The 23021-nt window shown below is 43.6% G+C and carries 16 protein-coding genes; 6 read left to right on the top strand and 10 right to left on the bottom strand.

What is annotated here, in order from left to right; all coding sequences use genetic code 11:
• Positions 1–104: 104 nt before the first annotated feature.
• From JXA84_08840 to JXA84_08830, 3 genes are all read right to left on the bottom strand, one after another.
• Positions 105–392 (bottom strand): T9SS type A sorting domain-containing protein, encoded by a 288-nt coding sequence (locus JXA84_08840; GenBank protein ID MBN1151309.1) that lies wholly within the window; start codon positions 390–392, stop codon positions 105–107.
• A gap of 734 nt (positions 393–1126) precedes the next feature.
• Positions 1127–1666, bottom strand: a complete 540-nt coding sequence (locus JXA84_08835; protein ID MBN1151308.1) for a GyrI-like domain-containing protein — start codon at positions 1664–1666, stop codon at positions 1127–1129.
• Positions 1667–1690: 24 nt separating this feature from the next.
• A complete protein-coding gene (locus tag JXA84_08830; GenBank protein MBN1151307.1) occupies positions 1691–3592 on the bottom strand; it encodes a potassium transporter TrkA in 1902 nt (633 codons plus the stop codon).
• A gap of 412 nt (positions 3593–4004) precedes the next feature.
• Here JXA84_08830 and JXA84_08825 point away from each other — a divergent pair, with 412 nt between their 5' ends.
• From JXA84_08825 to JXA84_08815, 3 genes are all read left to right on the top strand, one after another.
• Positions 4005–4562: a hypothetical protein gene (locus JXA84_08825; protein MBN1151306.1), complete on the top strand. Its 558-nt coding sequence runs from the start codon at positions 4005–4007 to the stop codon at positions 4560–4562.
• Positions 4563–4754: 192 nt separating this feature from the next.
• Positions 4755–5012, top strand: a complete 258-nt coding sequence (locus JXA84_08820; protein MBN1151305.1) for a T9SS type A sorting domain-containing protein — start codon at positions 4755–4757, stop codon at positions 5010–5012.
• Between the two features lie 9 nt (positions 5013–5021).
• A complete protein-coding gene (locus tag JXA84_08815) occupies positions 5022–6404 on the top strand; it encodes a T9SS type A sorting domain-containing protein (GenBank protein ID MBN1151304.1) in 1383 nt (460 codons plus the stop codon).
• 89 nt (positions 6405–6493) lie between these two features.
• Here the strand turns inward: JXA84_08815 and JXA84_08810 are convergent, their stop codons facing one another.
• Complete coding sequence (locus JXA84_08810; GenBank protein ID MBN1151303.1) at positions 6494–9001, bottom strand: M1 family metallopeptidase; 2508 nt, start codon at positions 8999–9001, stop codon at positions 6494–6496.
• Between the two features lie 110 nt (positions 9002–9111).
• A complete protein-coding gene (locus JXA84_08805; protein ID MBN1151302.1) occupies positions 9112–10062 on the bottom strand; it encodes a substrate-binding domain-containing protein in 951 nt (316 codons plus the stop codon).
• A 156-nt stretch (positions 10063–10218) separates the two neighbouring features.
• Here JXA84_08805 and JXA84_08800 point away from each other — a divergent pair, with 156 nt between their 5' ends.
• The gene (locus JXA84_08800; GenBank protein ID MBN1151301.1) at positions 10219–10698 is read left to right on the top strand and encodes a hypothetical protein; all 480 of its coding nucleotides are present in this window, start codon (positions 10219–10221) and stop codon (positions 10696–10698) included.
• A gap of 103 nt (positions 10699–10801) precedes the next feature.
• Positions 10802–14668 (top strand): tetratricopeptide repeat protein, encoded by a 3867-nt coding sequence (locus JXA84_08795; GenBank protein ID MBN1151300.1) that lies wholly within the window; start codon positions 10802–10804, stop codon positions 14666–14668.
• A 7-nt stretch (positions 14669–14675) separates the two neighbouring features.
• Here JXA84_08795 and JXA84_08790 read toward each other — a convergent pair whose 3' ends face one another.
• Genes JXA84_08790 through JXA84_08780 form a run of 3 tightly spaced genes read right to left on the bottom strand, consistent with a single transcriptional unit; the run spans position 14676 to position 17816 of the window.
• On the bottom strand, positions 14676–15896 hold the full coding sequence (locus JXA84_08790) for an ABC transporter permease (GenBank protein MBN1151299.1): 1221 nt from the start codon (positions 15894–15896) through the stop codon (positions 14676–14678).
• A complete protein-coding gene (locus tag JXA84_08785) occupies positions 15893–16591 on the bottom strand; it encodes an ABC transporter ATP-binding protein (GenBank protein ID MBN1151298.1) in 699 nt (232 codons plus the stop codon). Before JXA84_08785 ends, JXA84_08790 begins: the two co-directional genes overlap by 4 nt.
• Positions 16592–16601: 10 nt before the next feature.
• Positions 16602–17816 (bottom strand): efflux RND transporter periplasmic adaptor subunit, encoded by a 1215-nt coding sequence (locus JXA84_08780; GenBank protein ID MBN1151297.1) that lies wholly within the window; start codon positions 17814–17816, stop codon positions 16602–16604.
• Between the two features lie 279 nt (positions 17817–18095).
• On the opposite strand from JXA84_08780, the gene JXA84_08775 reads away from it, so the two are divergent.
• On the top strand, positions 18096–20702 hold the full coding sequence (locus JXA84_08775) for a hypothetical protein (protein MBN1151296.1): 2607 nt from the start codon (positions 18096–18098) through the stop codon (positions 20700–20702).
• A 41-nt stretch (positions 20703–20743) separates the two neighbouring features.
• Here the strand turns inward: JXA84_08775 and JXA84_08770 are convergent, their stop codons facing one another.
• Together JXA84_08770 and JXA84_08765 are read right to left on the bottom strand one after the other, a co-directional pair.
• Positions 20744–22414, bottom strand: a complete 1671-nt coding sequence (locus JXA84_08770; GenBank protein ID MBN1151295.1) for a hypothetical protein — start codon at positions 22412–22414, stop codon at positions 20744–20746.
• Positions 22415–22464: 50 nt separating this feature from the next.
• Positions 22465–22695 (bottom strand): hypothetical protein, encoded by a 231-nt coding sequence (locus JXA84_08765; GenBank protein ID MBN1151294.1) that lies wholly within the window; start codon positions 22693–22695, stop codon positions 22465–22467.
• Positions 22696–23021 lie beyond the last annotated feature (326 nt).

Genomic DNA, 23021 nt, shown 5'->3' with positions numbered 1-23021 from the left:
TGTAGAGGGAATCAGTAATGATTCCCTCCTTCGTGTAAGAGACAAGCTGAATGCAATTCAGCTTGTCTCTGCTTCGTGGTAGAAATTTCTTTATCTTAAAACCCTCATCTCGCCAGAGTCATTTTAACCGTAAGGGACTGATCTCCAGCCGAGAGTCTTACAAAATATATACCGTTTTTGACCAAACCGTTTCTTTCATCTCTTGAATCCCAAAAGATCCTGTAACTGCCAGATTCGAGTTCTCCATCGAATAAAGTAGCAACGAGCTGGCCGGCGGTGTTGTAGATTTTCAGGCTAGCTCTACAGTTTTGAGGTATAGAATAGTAAATGTAAGTCCCTGCTGAAAAGAAATTAGGCGTCGCGGACAGGACTGCGACCGATGGGATTGTCACTGGGAGCTGTATTTCCTCGACAAAAACTGTTTCTCCGAAGTCTCGTTCTGAAGTCCGGGAGTTTCTGAATGTAAGATGTTATTGAATCTGTATTGACCTGGTCGACAATGGAATGAACATAAGGATCCCATGAGATGTTGTTCATGTAAACTGCCGTCCTTAAAAGGTTATCCCAAAATCTTTTAGGGATGGGATTTCGGTTCATTATTCTGTGGGGTATCCTTTGCAAAAAGAAATAATCCGTCCCTCGATTTGTTATGTCAGCAAGAACAAAATCTTTATTGCTATAGAGAATGTCAATTCCATCGGTATGACTAAAGAGATTTTCGTCGGTGAAAACGTAAATTTTTCGGTAGGAATTTTCATCAAGGACAGATATTTCGAAACCTTGACCAGAAAGTTCAATCACTTTATCCATTTCCAAAACCGTGAAGATTGTGTTACCAATATACTCGTATGTTGGTATACCCAACTCAACCTATTCTAAAATTTCACTTTTGTTGTTCAATTCAACGGATACGAGAACATTTTCTGAAAATAAGAAAGATTAAAATATTAAAAATAGGGGGAGAAAAATAGTTGAAACCTCATAACGGCTCCTTTTATAGGTATAATACATTTTACTACCTGGAAATAAAAAATACCAAAGTATTTAGTTATGTGATAACAGCTATTTAAAGGAGTTTTGAAATAAATTAAGGGGCGAGCCTTGGATCGCCCCTCGAACAACAAACTTATTCTATGGGTATGTAGATGTCGAGCTCGGATTCAGGGCTTTCAGGGTTGAATCTCTCGTCGTACCATTCAATCTCGAAACATTTTTCCGACATCATGTAATCGCCGCTGTTGAGCCATTCCCCGTAGATGTACTCGTAGGTTTTTCCTATATCCGAGACAGGACCAACGTGAGTGAATTTAGCGTATTTGTGAGTGGGGATTATCAAATAGGTCATCCCCTGAGGGATTGTAGAAAAATCGGAGACCGGAGCTCCCACGAGATGAAAGAATATGTAATCATCGCCTTTTTGCTCGCCCCAATAGGATACACCTAGAGTAGCCCTGACTTCCGACATGTTCTGTATTTCTCCCATCTTAGCGAGATATCTCATCCAGAGGTCGGTGATCAGATTATGGTTCATACTGATTATGGACTGATAACCAATGACCGTCATCTCCGGGAGCTCGACAATCTCAGGGAGCGGGTTTTTTATTTCACCCGATAGCACATACGAGTTGAGAGAAATCAGAAACAAGGTAATAATAATTTTTTTCACCTTTCCTCCTAGTTGATGATTGTTTTAGTCCTCCGCCATTACGATTATCTTATCGCCTTCGGAAAAGGTTATTCTGTCAGACTTGTCCGGGTTGACTACAATTCCGTAAGCATTATCAGGGTCGTTCCAGTGTTTTTTGAGCCTGTATCCTATCGCGACTTCATTTTTGAGAGAAGCGGATTTTACGACGGTGTAAAAATCCATTGATAGGCCTGTTTTTACGTATCTTTCAACCGGTTTAATGTAAGTTTCAGAACCTTCAGGGTCAAAGAGGTCTTCAAAAACCGCGTTGAGGTACTTGTTCTCGGAAATCTGAGAGAGCAGAAGGCTTATAAGGTTGTCGCTTATAATGAAATCGTCCGCTTTGGTTATTTCCGCGAGATTCCGGTTTCTGACATCTATCATTTCGCTGACCACAGAAAAAGAATTTTTCGTCTTTTCAGAAATTTCTCTGATGTGCAAAAGAGTTATCAGAGTCTGTGAATCGGCTTCATGAGGCGTGAGATGATCAGAGTAACAAAGAAGTATGACATGGTTGAAAGAAGGAATGTCGAGACTTTCGAGAACTTTTCTGTCGGTTGTCTTGTTTCTGGAGATCTTGTAGGTGGTGTTCTTCATGGTTAGCTGGGAAATTCTGTCTTCGACTCCGTTGTTTTCAATGTCGTACACGACTTCTATGAAGGACCCCGGGGCGAGATAGTTGTCAAGTTCCCTGATAATTATGGGAGCTCTCCAGTTCCACCCTATCAGAAGTATTCTTTGAGATTTTTTGACTTCATCGTGTTTCTCGACAATAGCGCTTTCAACGACATCGTGCTTTTCCACTCCTGAAAGAACGACAGTGTCGTCATCTTCTGAAATGGCGACGATCTGGTCTCCTTCTCGGATTAAGGTGTCCATGGGAGGGTTTAAAAGAGGTTTTCCGTCTTTTGGAAACAGACCAATTACCGTTGAATCTTCGTAAAGTGGGAGAATTTCAGAAAACTTTTTCCCATAAAGAGAGGGTTCATCTTTGAAATATATTTCGTCTCCCCCGAAATCGAGAAGTTCATAATAGACAATGGAGAGACCCGACTGCAGGCAGGTCTGTGCCATCATCCTCGCTATAAGTTCGCCGGATAAGACGAGCTCGACTTCGTCTTTACCGACCATTTTAGCGATTTCGACGTTTTCGGGATTTCTCAAAAGAGCCGTCACATGGTAGGGCTCTTCCCTTCTGCGGGGGTTGTTAGTAATAGCGAGTATTGTCTTTATAACTTCGGAATCCGGATTTTCACAGTCCGGGGACAGGACAATAATAGATTTTGAAGTCTTGAGCCTCATCAGTTCCAGATCCGCAAGATCAGCCGGATTTCCTGTTCTGCAAACTATTTTCGTCCTACCTGTGCTGCCCGTTTTAATTCTTATCTCGTCTTCCATCTCGACTTTATCTTTATCGGCTAAAATGGCTATGCAGGAGTTCTTTTGGTTTTCGTTCGCTATGACAAGTTCCTTGATAATAGTGAAGACCTGCTCTGACCATCCGAGTATGACCGTGTGGTTGGCTTCGATTATCTTCGACCTTCCTTTTCTCATCGAATCCAAGCGGGATTCAAGCCCTGTGGTTAGAATACCTATGAGGGTGCTGATGACGAATATACCCCCGAGAGTGACACCGAACATGGATAGGAGGAAAAGAAGACTGCCCTCGTCAGCGCCCATAGTCCCGGGGTCAAGGGTTCTCAGAAGGCTCATCCAGACAAGTTTTATGAAACCCGCGCCTTCGGGCGCAGACCTTGTCAGATATACAAGAACGGAAAATATCAAAACAATGACAACCGAGAGAATGGCAAGCCATCCTATGAGAGCGGCAGGTCCTTTGGACATTATGTTGTCAAAGGAATAACTGAATTTTTCCTTGAAAGTCACCCCATCTTTGTCTTTCATGTTCTCTCCGGGTTTAATGTTACTTCCGCTCAATAATTCAATGCAATACTCACATGATAGAATAAGTACAACGAGGTGTCAAACGCTGGGTTTTTCGAACGAAAAACCCTTCCAGATACTTTTTAAAAAGTATCATTGTTGTTGTTTTCAAAGATTGAGCGAAGAGAATCAAGAGGAAATAAACTGGTGGCTTTATAAAAGGTAATCTCTAAGAAAACATGAAGTAAACTTCATTGGCTCTTAATGGCAGAACTAGAAAAGTGTTGGATTGGGATTGCACATATATGGCTTTTGAAAAACCAGCTGATGTTGCGTTAAAATCTTGAGACCACACTTTTTTTTGTTGATTTATGATAAAATAATTGAGATGACTAATATTTTAAAAAATGCAAGTTTAATATTTTGTTTTTTTTTGTCTGGATGTGTCACTTATTCAACCCTTCAGTCGCCAAAAACACTTGAAAAAGGCGATTACTCCGTGGTAATTGCGGGGAGCAAATTTGTTTTTCAGGATTCCGGAGAGACAAGGCTTGGCTCCGGAAGTATTGACGTTTTCGCAAGAGCGGGGTTGAAACACAATCTCGATTTCGGCTGTAAAGCTACGGTCTACGAAGGCGGAGAGTTCAATTTGTTTTCAGATGTTAAATACAGATTCCTTGAAAGACCGGTGATGGTATCCGGTGATGCGGGAGCGTTGATAAGCTTTAGAACAAACGGTCTGTATTTAATGGCTCTCGCCGGAAACGACAATATTTACACAGGTATAAAAGCGATGTTTGTTCATGAACAACCCAACTCCACTCATATACTCGCTGAAGATACCGCTTATATTCCCAAAAACGCTTTAGGTCTTGTCCTTGGAGGAGGTGTGGGCTCTTTTATAAAAATAGTCCCGGAGCTGAACGTCTATTTCAGTGATGGATATGAACCCATGTATCTTTTTTCATGCGGTATAAGGCTGGATATATAATTTATAGATTCTTAAGCGCAAATTAAAAGCGGAAGGATTATTCCCTTCGCAGTTTTTATAAAATCTGTCCTTCAGAATATTTGAACCGATCCGGTCTCTTTTCAAGAGTATGTAGCGAAATTGGTGAAATATTATTTTTGGTGATGTTTTCTCGGTAGTTAAAACCATTTTATTTTCTGTCTTCAAGATATATTGATATCAAATAAAATCTTTCAATATTTATGCTTGATTAGTTGGGCATTACACGTGGGGGAAGAAGTTTTAGTCGAGATATCTGTATTCGACATAACAGGTAGAAAAGTTTCTGATATAGAATCAATGAATAGATCACCCGGTATTTACCGGGTATATTGGGATTGTAATGAAAGCGATGTTTCTTCAGGTATGTTTTTTATCAGGATGACAGCGGGTGATTTTATAAATACTAAAAAGATAATGGTTTTAAGATAAGGGGGAGAGATGAAAGTTTTAATTATTATACTTATTTTCCTTTCCTTGATCTCTACAATACATACACAGACAATAACATGGTCGAAGGTTTATGGGACAAATGCTTATAATGAAATTGCTCAAACAATCAAACAGACTCAGGATGGCGGTTATGTCGTTATTGGATGGGATTACCAACTTAATGATTATGTTTGTTTGATACGCCTTAATGAATACGGAGATAGTATATGGTCAAAGGTATACTCTGATTCGATATACAACTATTTTAGTTATGAAATAAACCTGGACATTGAAATTGGAGTGGACAGCGGGTTTGTTTTTTATGTTCCAAAAATTGTCACTTACGACAGTATACCAATGAGTGTTTATTGGATAAATGAAACGGGCGCAATATATAGAAATGTAAACTATTATATTTTGAATTTTGATCCATACATAATAAAAAATTTTCCGTTTGATATTGATATAACCGATGATGACTGTTTTTTGATAGTAGGAAACACCCAATACGGAGATTGCGAAGGATTTCTCTTGAAGATTAACGATAACGGTGATTCACTATGGGTTCAAAATTCAGCTACAAGCGAGCAATTTTTTTCATCAGTTATTGAGACCTGCGATCATTCAATTATAGTTACGCTAAACAGGTATTATAATCCCCCAAAAACATTAATAAAGTTTGATTCATTTGGAAATCCGGTAAATTCATTACAATCATTGAGTGCATTTAATACAGATATCGAAATGCTGTCAGATCAGAAATATGTATTTATTGATACATTTAGTGGTTTAGATTCTATAATTAAGGTTGACGATAGTTTACAAATAATTTGGGTAATAGAAGGTGATGGTTATACAAATTTAGCACCCTGCAGTGACGGGGGGGTTGTCGTGACGGGATCTTACAACAATGACATTTTCCTGACTAAATTCAACACGGACGGGGATTCGCTCTGGACAGTTATATACGGAGGAGGAGGTCTTGACAGTGGAAGATACGTCGAACAGACCCAGGACGGAGGTTTTATCATCTGCGGGAGCACAACATCATACGGAACAGGGAGTTCCGATTTCTATATAATCAAGACAGACTCTCTTGGTTATGCCATGGGTGTCGAGGAAGAACCGAACCCCATTATAACTTACAACGACGGCATCACAGTTGAAAATATATCATTGGGAACAGTGAAAATCTCATTTGTCGCGGATCACAGGAGTGATTTTTCATTGCATATATATGATGTTTCCGGGAGAGAAATTATTGTTCCTCAAAGTATCGGTTCGGAAGATGGAAGGATTGAAATAATAGTCGGAAATATAAGGTCCGGTTCATACTTTTACAGGATAGATACAGGAAAAAAGACTTTTGAAGGAAAGTTTACATTTTTTTGAGGTTTGAATTTGTGTCTTTAAAATAAATTGGGTTGAGAAGAACAAGGAAAGAGCCGGAAGAAAATTTCTTCCGGCTCTTTTTATATGGATTATTGCAGAAATATTATCTGTTTTTGAACTCCGCCTTCTTTAAGGACCGCAAAATACCTTCCGAAAGGTAAAACAGCGCCGTCATTGCTCAGACCTGTCCACCTGACTTCGAGTTCTCCTTCAAAGTTCCAGCTCATCACCTCTCTGCCGGTTATGTCGTATACGGAAAGGTCTGTCCGGACAGGCGATGCGGCATGGAGGAAAATGCCGGTGCCCGGGAGATACCGGACATCTATTGCTGTGGTGCTTATCCGGACGGGAGTTTCGGCTATCTCTTCGACGGCTACAGGAGTCGCGATGCCGAAATAGTTCAGGATATTGGCGATAAGGAGCATTTTTGTGGAGTATCCTTGCATGTTGTAGATATACTGCAGGTCTATGGAAGAGAAAACCGACTGAAAATTGTCGCTTCTTACAACGCCAAAATTCCCTGTGTTCCAATGGATGCACCCGGTGCCGCTGCCTGCGACGGGCGAGAGGGTCGCGCTGTTGTGTGTTGGTATGTTGAACCACCGCCAACCCTTGCCTATAGGGTCTCCGGTTACACCCTGAAACAGTGTGTCGGATGTAGTCCCGCCGGAATATGTAAATCCAAGAGTGTCGGATAAAAACGCTGTCCCCTGGAGCTGTGACGGTGTTTTTGGAGAAAATATAGCGACCGGAATCCCGTTTTCAAGAGCAAATCTTATCTTTTCCCGTCTGTCCGACGTAAGAGGATTGTCTCTTGTGCCCGTCACCCAGAAAACGGCTTTCGTCACGTACAATAAAGTGTCGGAGGGAAGGCCTTCTTGGCTGACATTCCAATTTAAAACAGAAATATTAAGATCGTTGAATGCCGTCAGGTATTGAGCCTGAGAATTACCCGTTCCGTCGTCGTCGACGAGAAGAACACCGTTTGAAGGTATTATTCCGTATATTCTATGGTAGAGTTTGACCAGGGGATCTATGGTGACGGAATCGGGTTTTTTGACCGTCAGAACGACCTCGAGATTTGAAGAATCTGCCATCCAGTAGGGGCCCGCGACAGTCATGGAGTCATCCTCCCATATTCCGAATTCAATTGGTATTCTGAATACAGAAGGTCCGCTGGTCTGAACCTGAAAGACAAATATGTAGAGGTCACCCCCGATGTGTTTCCAACCCGCCTGTAAAAGAGGGTAATCTGTCTCCTCCAGCCACTGATGAAAAAACCACCCAAGAGAATCCCCGTAAAAATTTTCCATCACGGACATGAGCTCCGAGACGGAGGCGTTTTTGCCTCGGTAGGTCTGGTAGTACTCCCTCATGGCGGGAAAATAGAGTGTATCACCCATCAGGTGCCTCAACATGTGGTGAAACCACGCGCCTTTGTCATAGACGTTTGTCCCGAAAGGGTCGGGGCTGTTTATAATTGGGTAATGATAATTGTCGTCATAGTTTAATCCTGATTCCCTCTGGGAGATTATGTTGTTCAGAAATCCCTGAATTCCGTATATTTCAAGAAGGGGAAAACTTTCGTAGTAGGAAGTTGTCCCTTCATTCAAAAACATCTGGGCGTAGCTAATGCAGGTGACTTCGTCTCCCCACCACATGTGTCCGGTCTCGTGCGAATGGACGTTCGTGTTTGTAAAGCCCCATGGGCTGTAGAGGACGCAGGTCTGGTGTTCCATGCACCAGTATGCTCCTGAAGGCAGTGATATCTGGTAATTTCCCATTTTTTCGTCCGCGAAAGGATATGTGTCTATCAGCGTGTCATATACAGAAAGAATAATTTCAAGCGTATCGAGCATCGCCTGTGCCTGAGTCACATATCCCGGCAGTGCGTAATAGACTATGTTGTAGCCGTTGTGAAGTCTTACCAGCATTGTGTAATCATAAGCCGAGACAGCGATAAGGTAAGCGGCTATGGGGTGGTTGTGGTCCCAGTTGAACCTGAGCCGGTCACCGGATAGAGTGTCTATGGAGGTCAAAAGACCGTTGCAGACCGCGTATATGCTGTCGGGGACTTCGACATGCATCGTAACTCCGTCATCCGCTTTATCCCAGCACCATTCGTAGCAGGGAAACCATTTTTTTGCCGCTTCTTCGACCTGTGAAAGTGTGAAAAAACCGCCGTGTCCGTGAAAAAAACCGGCGGAAGGTTTTCCCGCGTAAAAAGTTTGAACGGTAAAAGTGTCACCCATGAATATTGTCGTAGGAGCGTTTACGTATATAGTGTCCGCTATTCTTAAATAAGACGCGCCGTCTCCGTTTACGAGGATGCTGTCAACGAACATGTTCATGCCGAAGTGGATGTCTATAGAGTCGATGTTCTGCTCTGCTCTTGACGTGATTGTTGTGTTGCCTTCTATAGAATCGAACTGGCTTTCGATGCTGAAGTCTATGTCGTAGTGCAGGACGTCGTATGAGTGTGTTATGACGCTGTCGGAGGGATACTGAAAATCAGGTCTGCTCTTGCCTTCAAAATTTTGGGGTAGCCCCCAGGAAGAACCCAGACCGGACAACAAAAATACCGTCACAAAAAACATATGGTCTCCTTTTGTAAAATAGCAATATAACAGATATCTTTTCTCTTTAGAAAACTTTTTTCAGAGCTTTCAGAGCTTCAAGAGCTTTCAGAGATTTAATTTCTGAAAACTCATCGATTCAAAGGGACGTATCCGCTCTCGGCGACAGCTTTTTGTCCTTCCTCGGACAAAATCCAGTTCAATAAGTTTCTCGCGGGGTGATCATCGGGTGTGTCTTTTCTTATGACTGCATAGACTTCAGTGGTAAGGGGGTATTCCTCCGTTCGGATTGTTTCCTTTGTGGGAAAAACCCCTTCGATGCCCAAGAGTTTGATGCGCTCGTTGGGTGAAATGTTCTGCGCGTAGAAGAACACCGAGTACCCGATGCCCTGCCGATCGCACTCCAGAGCGTTGAAAGGACCCGCCATGGTGTAGGCTATCATATCGGGGGCGTCTATCATGTCCAGATCCCCCATAACGAGGTCCTCCATCAGCTCCTGGCTGCCAGAATTACGTTCTCTTTGATATGGATGAATTTCGGAGTCACCCCTGAACGAATCAAATAAATCCGTCCATTGTAAGATATTCCCAGAGTATATCGCTCTTATCTGGTCGAGGGTCAGGTTTTCACAGGGGTTGTCACTGTTTGCCAAGAATACGAAAGCGTCGTATGAGACCACATGAACCTCGAATTCAACGCCGTTAAATCCGGCATCCTCGAGTTCATCTTCCGAAGGACTTCTCGCGACCAAAATCAGATCGACGTTGTCGACAATCAGATCCGTATATGCGTTGTGTGTTCCGGAGACATAGATGTTGGATATCAGCCTCAGATATGAAGTGTCCGTCACAGAACCTTGTAGAGGAAGTATAGTCCGAAAATCTCCGGGGTCGCCCGTCCACTCGAAAGGAATGTCAAGAACCGTAAAGAGAATCGACCTGAGAAGAGGTTCGGCGGACGTCGAAGCGTTGAGTCGGAAATAACCGTCCTGCAGGGGAAGGTCTTCTAAGCCGATGCTGTTGAGAGGCAAAACCTTTAATGACAGGAAAAACAGTAGATAGGAGACAATGCTAATTTTCATTTTTTGTCCCTTTGTTTGGGTTAGGCATTTATTGTATTGGGAAAAAAGAAATATTTCAAACGTTGGGTTTCTCAATTCGTGTTATTGAGCCCTTTAAATTTCAATGTTGGATAAAACCGAGAGATTTTATATAATAAAAGAAAAAGGGGATGAAAAATGAATCTAATTCTTTCTGTTTTGTTTTGTCTAACTGCATTATCAGAAGTGCCAGACGAAAGCCAATTCATAACCCGCAGGTTCGTTCCGTTCAACGTCGGTCTGACATACAGCGAGAAAATCGGAATTAACGCCGAACTGAATTTATACCTGCCGAGGACCGGAACATTTTCTCCGTATCATTTTGAATCTATTTCAGGACCGTTTTTTTGCGCCAATCTCGGCTGGAGGGCTTCGGGAATCGGTCTGGGATACGGCGCTTTCATGCGTCCAATGGGGACAATCGGTGCCAACGCCGCAATGAAAATTTTCTATTCGTATAAAAATTCAAGATACCTGGAGTCGGGTCACCTGTATTTCAACGCGGAGGCTGAACTGATACTTATGGTAAACGACATAGAACTCGGGTATCTTAAACCGATAAACGTAGAAGGCGACAGGAGAAATTTCATATATTTCGGATACGGGGTAAAATTCTGACGTCTTCGGTTGAAACCGTTTTTTAAAAAAGATCTGCAAATAAGTGTAATCTTACGATCCATCTTTGTTGACAAGCGAAGGATGTGATAATAAAAAGTAGACTATGCGAGAGCTGATACCCAGTTTCATTTCCAAAAAATATCTTGAAGGCAAGAGGTCTGGAAAACTTCGAGCGGCTGTTTTGTTTGTCGATATATCAGGATTCACAGAGATGACAAAAAAGCTGATGGACAGAGGGAATGAAGGTATAGAAGTTCTGACACTGACGATAAACGAAATATTTTCCCCCGCGATTTCAGAGACAAGAGAATATGGAGGTTTTGTTTCGGTTTTCGGAGGTGACGCTTTTTACTCGATATTCAGCAGTGCCGACGTAAATTATCTTGAAAACGCCGTTTTGACCGGGGGGAAAATATGCTCTCTTTTTGTAAGTTCTGGCGTTAAAGAAACTAAGTGGGGGAGGTTTGACCTTTCAGTCAAAACAGGCCTTTCGGTCGGTGAAATCGAGTGGGGGATAATAGAGAACGATAAGCAGAACTCGTATTATTTCAAGGGTGAACCCATTGATTCAGCGGGGAAAATCCAGGGCTTCTGTCCGAAAAATAGCGTGGTTGTGGATTTGGAATTCAAAAACAGGTTTAAGGCTGAAAACTATAAAGAGGTCGAAAAAGGTGTTTTCGTTCCTTTTTATGGGCCGAAACCTCACGAGAGACGGAACGTCGAAAGCCTTCCGCGAGAAGACGTCACGGAGAGATTTTTTCCCAAAAGGCTGATGGACGAATCTCTCAGAGGTGAATTCAGGGAAGTGGCGAGTGTTTTTTTGTCGTTCAGAGAAACCGCAGATCTCAAGGAAAAAATATCCGAAGTCACTGGCCTCGTCCTTCAGACCGGCGGGTATTTCAACAGGGTGAGTTACGGTGACAAGGGCGGGTTTATACTCGCTTTCTACGGAGCCCCCGAGGGAAAGGAGAAGTTGCGCGAGAGGGCGGTCGAGATGACTCTTACCGCTTCAAAGATTCCGGATTTCATGATTTGCGCCGGTATAACTTTTGGGATGGCTTTTTCGGGGTTTTCAGGAAGTCAAGAAAGGGCTGAATACACTTGCCAAGGAGAGAAAGTCAACCTGGCGGCTCGGCTGATGGCATACAAAGATAAGGATTTGCCTTCCGAGCCGAGGATATTTGTCGAATACTCCGTGGTCAAGAAATTGAAAAGTTTGTATACCTTTGAAATGTACAAGAAGTCGAAAATGAAGGGTTTTACAAAACCCATAGAGATATATTCTGTTGTCGGAGAGAAAAAAAATACAAAAACAGAGAGAAAAGCGATCGGTTTTGTAGGCAGGAGAAGACAACTCGAAGAAACTCTGAGAATACTGAAAGATACAATTCTGTCTAAAAAATTCGGCGGTTTCCTGAAAATCGAAGGTGAAGCGGGAATCGGCAAGAGTTATTTTGTTTCAGAACTTACAGAGGACAACCCCGATATTCGCTGGGTATCAATGGCTTGCGACCAGATTTACAGGTATTCTTTGAATCCGATCCGGCAGTTTTTGGAGGATTACTTCAACTTAGAAAACGTCGCAGGAGAGAGCGAAAAGGCTTTAAAAGTAGGACAAGGTATAGATGGGATTTTTGGAGTCGATGGTTTTTCCGACGAATCCGAAAAGGAGAAGATGGCCTATCTTTTCACGGATTTGTTGGGCCTAAAGACTGAAAAATCCCCATATGGACAGTTGGGATTAAAAAACAAGAAAGACGAATTATTTTATTTTATAAAAGCTTTTATAAAGAGACTCTCGATGAAAAAACCTTTGGGCGTGTTTATAGATGATGCGCACTGGATAGACACGGAGACAGCCGCTTTTTTGAAATTTTTGACCAAGGGCGTCGAGGAATTTCCGTTTATTGTCGTCGTAGCTTCCAGACCTCAGAGGGAAGGGGAAGAGGATGGTCTTTTCAGAGGGTTTGAAAGTCTCAGGGCTGTCAAACTCGAACCTTTTGAGAAAGAAGATTCGTTCGACATGATGAGAAAATTCTTTGGGAATGAGAACATTCCTTTTACGACGATGGAGTTCGTGCATGAAAAGACGGAAGGAAACCCTTTCTACATTAAACAGATACTGGGTTATTTCACAGAAAACGGGATGTTAGACGCTGAATACAGGCTGACTTCAAAGACAGTCTCTATCCCTTCTGACATTAGGGCATTGCTTGTCTCGAGGTTTGACAGTTTTGGCGAAGACCTGAGAAGGGTTGCCGTCAAAGCTTCTGTGATCGGAAGAGATTTTCAGGTGGAAATACTCGAAAAGATGGCATTGTCGGTGAATCTTGTAAAAACTCTTGAAGATGGAGAGAAAAACGGGATATGGGCTGGCGCGAAAACCGGTTTTTACATGTTTTCACACGCTTTGATAAGGGACTCGATCTACGAGATGCAGTTGTTGAGCGAGAGGAGAAAGCTGCACCTTGAAGCCGCGAAAAGTTTTGAGCTTTTGAACAGAGACGATCGTTACACCGCTTTTGTTGCTTACCATTACGACTTGGCGGAAGATCAAAAAAATGCTCCGCTCTATTTGAAAAGAGCCCTTAAAATTTCGGAAAACGCTGTATCAGCTTCGGATACTATTAAATTTTACAAAGCTCTCGACAAATACCTGCCTTTCGGCAGGGAGAAAACCAGAAACACTCTCAGGAGAGCTGAACTTTTGAGAAACACCGAAAACCTGATTTCAGCCGAGGAATCCGCGATACAGGCGCTTGATGAGAGCGAAGGGAACGGATGGGAAGATATTAAAGCACAAAGTCTTATCTGTCTTTCATCCATAGCCCAAAGCCGAGGTAAATTGGAGGATATGTTTGGATTTTTGAAAAGAATTGAGAGCCTCGAATCTATTTCTTCAGACTTGATCACTCAAGGGAAAATTCAGCAGTTTTTTGGCATCTACTACCATGATATAAACGACGAAAAGACCGCTCTTGAATATTTTAAAAAAGCCCTGGATTGTTTCGAAAAAGCGGATGCAAAGGTCAGCCAAGCCTATATTCTGTCAAACATAGCGATATTCTGCGGCAGGGTGGAGGGAATAGGACTGTCAAACGTTTTGAAAATTCTCCTGAAAGCCCTTGAAATTGCCAAAGAAGCTGAAGACCTTTACCTGCTGGAAGTAATTTATTCAAATATCGCTCTAACATACACGGAAGTTTACCTCAATATGGAAAACAGTCTGGAATACTACCTAAAAGCTCTTGAAATTTCCAAAAAAATCGGCAATAAAGCCACTGTTATGTATGTATCCAACAACTTGGGAAGAGTATATCAGGCTCTTGGAGATGATAAAAGCTCAGAAGAACTTTTCAGAAAATCACTGGATTTGGCGCTCGAGTTTGGCTACAAACTGCCGGCATACTTCGCGCTCATTAATCTCGCGTCTTTTTACAGATTTCAAGAAAAACATCAAGAATCTCTCGAATACGCGCTCAGGGCTGAACAGAAAATTATTGGAAAAGATTATTTCAATGAATTACGTTTAGAGGTGATGGACATGAAATACGAGATCTATTGCGCTTTGAAAAAACCGGAGCAGGCGCTGGAAGTTATGAAGGAATTGGGTAAACTCACCAAAGAGGTGTTTGAAGGAAAATCGTTGGAGGATTTGGATCTCAGAGAACAGAGAATCTCATACATAAAATCACCCTCAGGAGAAAAAATAGAAAATATGAAGAAATTGGCAGAAAAGATTGGATCCCTCGAAAAAAAAGCAAGCGCTTTTTATGCGATTTGGGAAGACACAAAATCATTGGAAGCGGCTTTTGTAGCTCTGGATATGTATATCCGGTTGATCCAAACTCCTGTAGAACAGATTCAGGGATTCAAGGATTCAATTTATTTGATAAAAAAAAGAAGGCTCGAAATATTTTTAAAAACCTCTCATACGCGGAGTATCGGTTGTCGGGATAACAGCAATTAGGTGGCAATTATTCGTATCGAAGAGCTTCTATGGGTATAAGGGAAGAAGCTTTTTTCGCCGGGTACCAACCGAAGAAAATGCCTATGAGGGAGGCGAATGAAAACGACAGGATGATCGAATATGGAGTTATGACGACCGGCCAGTTGAGTATTTTCGAAAGCGTCAGAGAAGCGCTGACGCCGAGTAAGATTCCTGCTAAACCTCCAATAAGGCTCAAAAGGACTGCCTCTATAAGGAACTGCGCGAGAATATCCCTTCCGGTGGCTCCGACAGCCATTCTCAATCCGATCTCCCTCGTCCTCTCTGTCACTGAGACGAGCATGATGTTCATAATGCCTATGCCTCCGACGATAAGCGAAATGACCGCTATGCTCGCCAGAAGGATCATCAGAATTCTTGAGGTGCTTGAAACCATTTCGATTATTTCGCTCTGAGTCCTAACATTAAAAGGTTTTTCTTGTCTGGAACCCACTCTCATCGACTGCGTGAGGGCGTTTTCGATTTCGGTGACCGCCCTGTCTATTGCGTTTTCGGAAACCGCTGAAGCGTATATCAAGTGAATGTAGTCAATGGGTAAAATTCTTTGTTTGACGGTTGAAAAAGGGGCGAGTATCAAGTCGTCCTGGTCCTGACCCATCATACTGCCGCCTTTGCTCTCCAAGACGCCGACTATTCGAAAAGGTATTCGGTTTATCCTTATTGTCTGTCCGACGGGATTGACGTTGGCTCCGAATAGATTGTCAGAGACCGTTTTGCCTATGACGCAGACTTTTGTTGATTTTCTGTCGTCTTCTGGGGTGAAAAAACTTCCAAACTCGACTTCGTAGTCCCGTATGTATGAATATTCGCTGTAAACCCCGTAGATTCTCGTCTGCCAGTTGCTTGAACCGGAAACCGTCTGAGCCCCGCTGAATATCACGGGAGAAGCCATGGCGACGGATGGGCAGTTGTCTTTGATATCCTTGACTTGTTCTTCTTTGAAACTCACTGAGCTGCCTACGTCTTGTCTCACCCCGCCTCTTGATGAAGCGGCGGGGAATACCATGATGACGTTGGTTCCCATTGTTCTTATGGAGTCTTTGATGCTGTCGCTCGAACCCTGCCCTATAGCGAGCATGGTTATGACCGAAGAAACCCCTATGACAATGCCAAGGGTCGTGAGAAAAGACCTCGTTTTGTTTTTAAAAAGCGCTTTATAAGCCGTTTTATATCCGCTGTAGAGATTCATTTTTGTTTATCGGTCTCCCCGTTCAGTGTGTCTGATATTATTCTTCCGTCTTTGAGGACAATTTTTCTTTTCGCCCATTGCGAAATATCATGTTCGTGGGTGACGAGAAGTATTGTCTTGCCCATTTTGTTGAGGTCGGTAAAAAGAGACATTATCTCCTGGCTCGTCGTGGAGTCGAGGTTGCCCGTCGGTTCATCCGCGAGTATTACAAGAGGGTTTGTCACGAGAGCTCTCGCTATGGCTACTCTTTGTTGTTGTCCACCCGACAGTTGGTTTGGAAAATGTCTGTGCCTTGAAGAAAGACCGACCAGATCGAGAGCTTTCAAGGCCTTTTCATGTCTTTCCTTCCTTTTTATGTGTTTTCCGTAAAATAGAGGAAGTTCGACGTTGTCCAGCGCTGTAGTTCGCGAAAGCAGATTGAAGCTCTGAAAGATAAACCCTAATTTGTGGTTTCTGAGATGTGCGAGTTCTTCTTTTTTCATTCTGCTTACCGGCTTGTCGTCGAGGAAATATTCTCCCCCTGTCGGTATGTCGAGGCATCCTAAAATATTCATCATGGTCGATTTTCCTGAGCCGCTGGCGCCCATGACTGCCACGAAATCCCCTTCATCCATTGAAAAGTGGATTCCGTCAAGCGCTTTGACTTCCATTTCACCCATCTTATAGATTTTTGTGACTTTATCTAGAAGGATTATTTCTTTCACTTCAACGTCTTCCTCCAGGCAAGAAAGGGCTCCTCTGTGAATCGCCGGAAGAAAAATCTCCGTCTGTAATGCTCAAAACCACAGAGTCCCCCTCTTGAATACCCTCTCCGGAAATTTCGGTTCTCGAACCGTCAGTCATACCCCTTGTTACTTTTACCGGTTCTATCCGGTCTCCTCTTTTTATCCAAATTGTCCCGAAAGACGGCGAAGAACTCCCCGGATTTCTGCCTCTCGCCCTGATGTCGGGTGTTTGCATGGAGTCCGAAGAACTGTTGACGAAGTTTTCCAAAACTTCCGGAGGGGGAGAAAAAAGAAAAGCAGCGTTGATCACGGACAGAACATCTTCTCTGCTGTCGATTATCACAGTCAGGTTCGCGGTCATTCCGGGCAAGAGTTTAAGGTCGGGATTCTGAACTTTTACTATTACAACGTACTTGACCACGTTCTGGACGAGTTCGGGTTGAAGCCTGACTTGACTTACGACACCCACAAAAGTGTCTTCGGGGAAAGCGTCCACGTCAAAGACGACTTTCTGACCCTCCTTTATGCTGCCAATGTCGGTTTCGTCTATAAGAGCCTCAATTTGCATGTCTGCGAGGTCGCTGGCTATTTTAAACAGAGTCGGGGTGTTGAGACTTGCCGCTACGGTCTGACCTTCATCGACATTCCTCGATATCACTACACCGCTTATGGGAGAGGTTATTACAGTGTAGTCGTAATTGATTTTTGTCCTGTAGAGTTGAGCCTGTGACTGGTTGAACGTGCTCCGGGCTATTTCAAGCGCATCGACCTGGTTGTCGTATTCCTGTTGTGACACGAGGTTCTGTTCAAATAGCTCTGTTATCCTTTCAAGCTCCCTTTTGGCTTGTTCCATTTGAACAAGACTTTTTTCATAACTTGATTGAGCTTCCAAAAGCGAAGCCCTTAGACTCCTCGAATCGAGAACAGCGAGGGTCTCTCCTTCTCTTACTGTGGAGTTGAAATCGACTCTTATTTCTTCTATGACACCGGATATCTGGGTTCCCACTTCAACAGTCCCGACTGCTTCGAGGGTTCCAGTCGAGGTTATTTCGGACACCAAATCGCCCCTGGTTATTGGGTCCGTAATTATTTCTGTGTTGTTTCCGTTTCTTTTTTTCAAAAAACCCAAGATGACAAAAACAACGGCAAAAAACGCCAGTATGAATAACAAGGATATGAATATTTTCTTTTTCATGCTTAAGACCTCGATTTTATTTTTATAGAGTTTTAAACTATTTAGACTCCAATTTCAATTGATAAGTTTAACCCATAATTATTGGGTCTTCAGGATTTGTAAATTATTTTTTTTGTCTTGAACGATTTTCACGGCAATTGTTGATGGCATTTTCGGATTTTTGTGGTATCAAATGAGCATGGACAAAACACCCTCAAGAAGATAATGGGGCCAATTTTGTATGACAGAACTCCATGAATTTTCTGGTAAAACTTTACAACTCAATAAAAGGAAGGAACTATGAAAGACCCGCTGAAAATTGTATCGGTTTTTTTCATCGCTTTTGCTGTTATGGTCGTCGGTTTTTTTATAGTCAAAGATTCAGTTCAAAAAGAACATGAAGAAGGAATAGCCGAAACCTCCCCCGAAGAATTTTCTGTCTACAAAAAAAGGATGAGAGGGGGCGACACAAGCAAAAAACCTACAGAATGGTTTACCCTGTCCAGAGCTTACCCCTACGATCAAATTCCCCATGAACAGTATATTCAGGCTCTTGAAAGGGCGGTAGATCTAAGAGAAGCAACCGCAAATTCTGAATATTTCACGGTCACCCAAGCTGGACCTGTAAATGTTGGAGGGAGGATCACTTCTGTGGCGGTGCACCCTTCCAACACGAATATAATTTACGCGGGGGCAGCGCTTGGAGGTATATGGAAGACGACTGACGGTGGAAATTCCTGGCAGTTTGTGTCAGAAGACGTCCCGAGCCTTTCTGTTGGAGATGTAGTTTTAGACCCACAAAACCCTGAAAAACTGTATTTTGGAACAGGTGAAGCCAACTCGAGCGGCGACTCATACGAGGGCACAGGGGTTTATCGCAGCAACGACGGAGGGGTTACATGGCAATTTTTAGGTCTTGAAAACTCAAGACATATTGGCAGGATCCTCGTCAGCCCTGTCGACTCGAACAGAATTTACGTGGCAGCCATGGGTTCGCTGTTCGGTGTAAACCCTGAAAGAGGTCTATACATGAGCACAGACGGCGGAATGAATTGGGAGAGGAAACTTTTTATCAACGACACGACTGGATGTGTAGATGTCGTCATGAATCCCCAGAACACAAATATTTTATACGCCGCCATGTGGCAGAGGATAAGAAAACCCGATTACAGAAATGTCGGAGGGCTTGGAACCGGAATATACAAGTCGACCGACGGCGGCAATAATTGGACGGAGATGACAAACGGCTTGCCATTGCATTCTGCTACAAACGGCAGGATTGGCCTCGCTATAGCCCCTTCAAACCCGAACATTGTTTACGCTTCTTACACGGATCACCCGGGAGATTTTTTGGGTTTATGGAGGACGACCGACGGAGGTAATACCTGGTCTTCGAGGCTTCAGAGTCCAAGCCCTTCGAATTTTTCGAATTTCGGGTGGTATTTTGGGCAACTCTGGACAAGCCCTACAAACGCAGACGTCGTTTACATCGGCGACGTATCTCTGTGGAAGAGTTCTGACGGCGGAAGCAATTTCAATACTGTCGGAGACGTCATGCACGTAGACCATCACGCGATGTACATCTCTCCTTCCAATCCTCAATTCATGGTAGAGGGCAACGACGGAGGACTGTATGTTTCTCTAAACGGAGGAACTTCTTGGACGAAGTTCGAAAATTTGCCGATAACTCAGTTCTACGCGATAACAATAGACAAATTGACCTCTCAAAGGCTCTACGGCGGCACGCAGGACAACAGCACACCGAGGACGTTGACCGGGAATTTAGATGATTGGGATGTACTCTTCTACGGCGATGGTTTTTACACGAATGTCGATTACGACAACTCAAACATCATTTACGCCGAGGCGCAATACGGGTACCTGGGGAAATCTACGAATTGCGGAAATAGTTTTGACATTATTTTCACGAATTCGAGCCACGGAGAGAGGACAAATTGGAGCACGCCGGTAGTCATGAGTCCACACGACAATCAAGTTCTTTTTTACGGCGCCCAGAGAGTCTGGAAGACGACAAACGGAGGATCGAGCTGGAACGCGATAAGCCCTGATTTGACGGGAGGCTCCGGCAGCGGGAATCTCGTATACGGAACCATAACAACTATAAGCCAGTCTCAGGTGAACCCTTCTGTGGTATGGGCTGGAACAGACGACAGCAGGGTCTGGGTTACCACGAACGGAGGCAGTTCCTGGACGATGGTCTCCCAGAACCTTCCCGACAGGTGGTGTACCCGCGTGACTGCCGATTTTTCAAATCCAGCCAAGTGCTATGTCAGCTTTTCAGGTTACAAGATAGGAGAGCATCTTCCGCACATTTTTGTCACCCAGGACTACGGATTGAATTGGACCGACATAAGCGGAAACTTGGGTGAAATACCGGTCAATGACATAATACCTGATCCGCAGATTTCAGGAAGGTTATACGCCGGGACGGATTTCGGTCTTTACTACACGGTTGACGGAGGAAATACATGGATGGTTGTGGGGGATCATCCGATATGCCCGGTCTTCGACATAGACCTTCACGACGGGCAGAGATTTTTGGTCTCCGGAACCCACGGAATGTCCATGTTCAAAATGCTTATCCCTGTCAGCACTGTCGAAGAAACTCCGGTGCAACCTGAAACGGGTGTTTTCGTGGAAAGTGTTGTGCCTGAACCTTTTGAAGAATATTCTGTCTTAAAACTTGGGTTGAGGGTGCATTCAGACGTCTCTGTTGACCTCTACGACGTCAACGGCAGGAAAGTGCAGATGGTCTTCGAAGGTTCACTCGAACCGGGTTCACATACTTTCAGGATAGAAGGGGAAAAATTGCCTGCCGGAAGTTATTTTCTTTCCATAAGGCAGAACGAAATCCGGATTTCAAGGAGAATCACCTGTATAAAGTGAGAATTTAGGGATAAGGCGGAATCCGCCTTATCCCTAAAGATCTATTCCAAAACGAAAAATTTTTCTGAAACAGAGAATTCTTCGGCAGACAGTTTGAGGAAATAAACTCCGTGGGATATATCCTGATCGAGTACGAAACTGTGTTCTCCAGCTTCAAGACGAGAATTGACTACGTTGGATATTTTCCCTCCGTTTACTCCGTATAAGTCTATAGTGACTTCTGTCGGGGATGCAAGTCTGAAGGAAAACCGAACACTGCCGTCATGAAGCCTAATTAACGTGGGGTCTGAGACTATCGGATTGTTTGGAAGACGGGGTTGTTCTTCGACAGACAGAAGATCGACTTCGGCGAAATAGAGGTCAATTCCCGAACCCATTGTATTGGCGTGGACGTGTTTTCCCGTTCCGGATATGTAATGGCCGTCGGGAGTTATAGTGACGTCGAAAACCGAGCCCGGCGTGTTTATTGAAAAAACAGGCGCGGTTGGATTTGAAATGTCAAAGACTTCTATCTCGTCGCCTCCTCCTGTTTGACATCCCCAAGAACCGACGATTAACCTCATGCCGTCACCAGAACACTCCATCCAAGAAACCACGTCTTGGTTGCTTCCGCTTCCGGTGGGGTAATCATAAGTCATGACGAGAGACGAAAGGGAAACATCGTAGCAGTATATTCTGTTTGAAAGGTAGGTGTTTTTGTAGAAACCGAAATACACATAGTTGCCGTTCTCGCTTATCGCAGAAGCCCCCGCGTAGTATCCGGACACGGGGAATGAATGTATCACGGAATAAGAAACGCCGTTCCACTGGGCGATATACGCTGATGTGAAGCCGTAGGAGACGATGGATCCGTCACCGGAGACACCGAAACAGTCAGTCGAAGCGCCGAGGTTGTGGGTAGCTTCGAGGGCGCCGGTCAAGACATCGATTCTGTATAAAACAGCCCCGCAACTGAATATGCACTTTGATCCGTCGGAAGTCAGCCGAATCTGTCTCGGAGAATAGGCGACAGAAGGGTTTTCATAGATCATGACGGGAACAGGTGAGGTGTCGCTGAAAAACATCACTGCGAGGTGTCCGCCTATGGTCCCCGCGATAGCGAGCATTGAACCGTCGTCTGTCAGGTCGTATTTTCCGGGGTCGTCTATTGAACCCTGTATGAAGTGGTTTAAGGTGTCGAATGTCCAAAGCGGTGTCGCGGAAGAATGGCTAAACTTGTCTATTTGAATGTTTTCGGAAATGAGCGTGTCGTCTGCTGTAGAGCCTGGGGTCTTCATATCGTCCCATACTTCCCAGCTCGAAAGGCAGAAAAAAATGTCTGAATTCACAGAAGCCGCGGCACCAGATGACCAGTAGCGCCAGTATTGATTGGTTCCTACGGCCGGTTGTGTTGTCTCCCAGACAGGGGTGCCGCTGCCGCCAGTGCCGGTGAACATTTTGGCGCCGCCGTAATAAGTACCAGCGAAGACCTGGCTTGCTCCATTTCCGATAGCAGTTGTCTTGCCAGTCAGTCCGCTGGCGACGCTGTATGACCACAAAACTCCCGACGACGGATTTCTCAAAGCAATGCAGTTGTTGTCGGCGGTGGGTGAATTTTCTTGTCTTGAAACATATTCAACGCCGTCTCTTGTGATTTGTAGAAAAGTCCTTGAATTGACGCTTGCTGTGGATAGAGAAGAAATCATCAAGACGATTGAAAATACTGCAATCATTCACGCCCCCCTTGTTTTTGAAATTAAAATATAACTATGGACAAATTTTGTCACGGTGTTCGGCTTAAAATTACAAAAAGAAAAATTCCAAGACCAATTGAAAGAAACCCTATGACTATTTTACTCATTGCGGACCGTATCTTTTCTGGAAAAAAAATGAAGATGCCCAGAATTTTATCGGAGTCAAAGAGGTGACCGAGAATCCCAGGATATTTTACAAACAACGACAATAAATGAAATACTCCATAAACTATCATGAAAGCCGGGAAAATATACTTCATTTCTTCTCCTCTATAAAATTGGATATTTTTTTAAATAGTATTATATCTGTCGAACATTTTCAATCCTATTTGTTTTTTCAGAGGGAAATTTAACATTATTAATGGAATATTTTAAGATAAAATTAAGTAAAACAGTTGAAGGAGGAGTTATGTCAAAATATGTTAAAACAATCTTTACAGCGATGTTTATCCTGGCTTATGGATATATCGAGGCGCAAATAATTGGCCTGAACCTGCCTGAAATCGGCACGGAGGGGACAGTAAGCGCTGTAAACGATTTTTCTTTCAGATTTTACGAAGAGCTGACGGGAGCCGAGGAGGGGAAC

The sequence above is a fragment of the candidate division WOR-3 bacterium genome (assembly GCA_016926475.1).
Classification (GTDB): domain Bacteria; phylum SDB-A; class SDB-A; order SDB-A; family SDB-A; genus JAFGIG01.
Note: the sequence above shows the minus strand (reverse complement) of the source record. Positions and strands in the feature narration are given on the sequence as shown.

Excerpts from the sequence above, each read along its gene's own strand:
- JXA84_08815 (MBN1151304.1), top strand. The coding sequence starts at position 5,022 with ATGAAAGTTTTAATTATTATACTTATTTTCCTTTCCTTGATCTCTACA.
- JXA84_08830 (MBN1151307.1), bottom strand. The coding sequence starts at position 3,592 with ATGAAAGACAAAGATGGGGTGACTTTCAAGGAAAAATTCAGTTATTCC.
- JXA84_08775 (MBN1151296.1), top strand. The coding sequence starts at position 18,096 with ATGAAAGACCCGCTGAAAATTGTATCGGTTTTTTTCATCGCTTTTGCT.
- JXA84_08795 (MBN1151300.1), top strand. The coding sequence starts at position 10,802 with ATGCGAGAGCTGATACCCAGTTTCATTTCCAAAAAATATCTTGAAGGC.
- JXA84_08800 (MBN1151301.1), top strand. The coding sequence starts at position 10,219 with ATGAATCTAATTCTTTCTGTTTTGTTTTGTCTAACTGCATTATCAGAA.
- JXA84_08770 (MBN1151295.1), bottom strand. The coding sequence starts at position 22,414 with ATGATTGCAGTATTTTCAATCGTCTTGATGATTTCTTCTCTATCCACA.
- JXA84_08810 (MBN1151303.1), bottom strand. The coding sequence starts at position 9,001 with ATGTTTTTTGTGACGGTATTTTTGTTGTCCGGTCTGGGTTCTTCCTGG.
- JXA84_08765 (MBN1151294.1), bottom strand. The coding sequence starts at position 22,695 with ATGAAGTATATTTTCCCGGCTTTCATGATAGTTTATGGAGTATTTCAT.
- JXA84_08805 (MBN1151302.1), bottom strand. The coding sequence starts at position 10,062 with ATGAAAATTAGCATTGTCTCCTATCTACTGTTTTTCCTGTCATTAAAG.
- JXA84_08780 (MBN1151297.1), bottom strand. The coding sequence starts at position 17,816 with ATGAAAAAGAAAATATTCATATCCTTGTTATTCATACTGGCGTTTTTT.
- JXA84_08790 (MBN1151299.1), bottom strand. The coding sequence starts at position 15,896 with ATGAATCTCTACAGCGGATATAAAACGGCTTATAAAGCGCTTTTTAAA.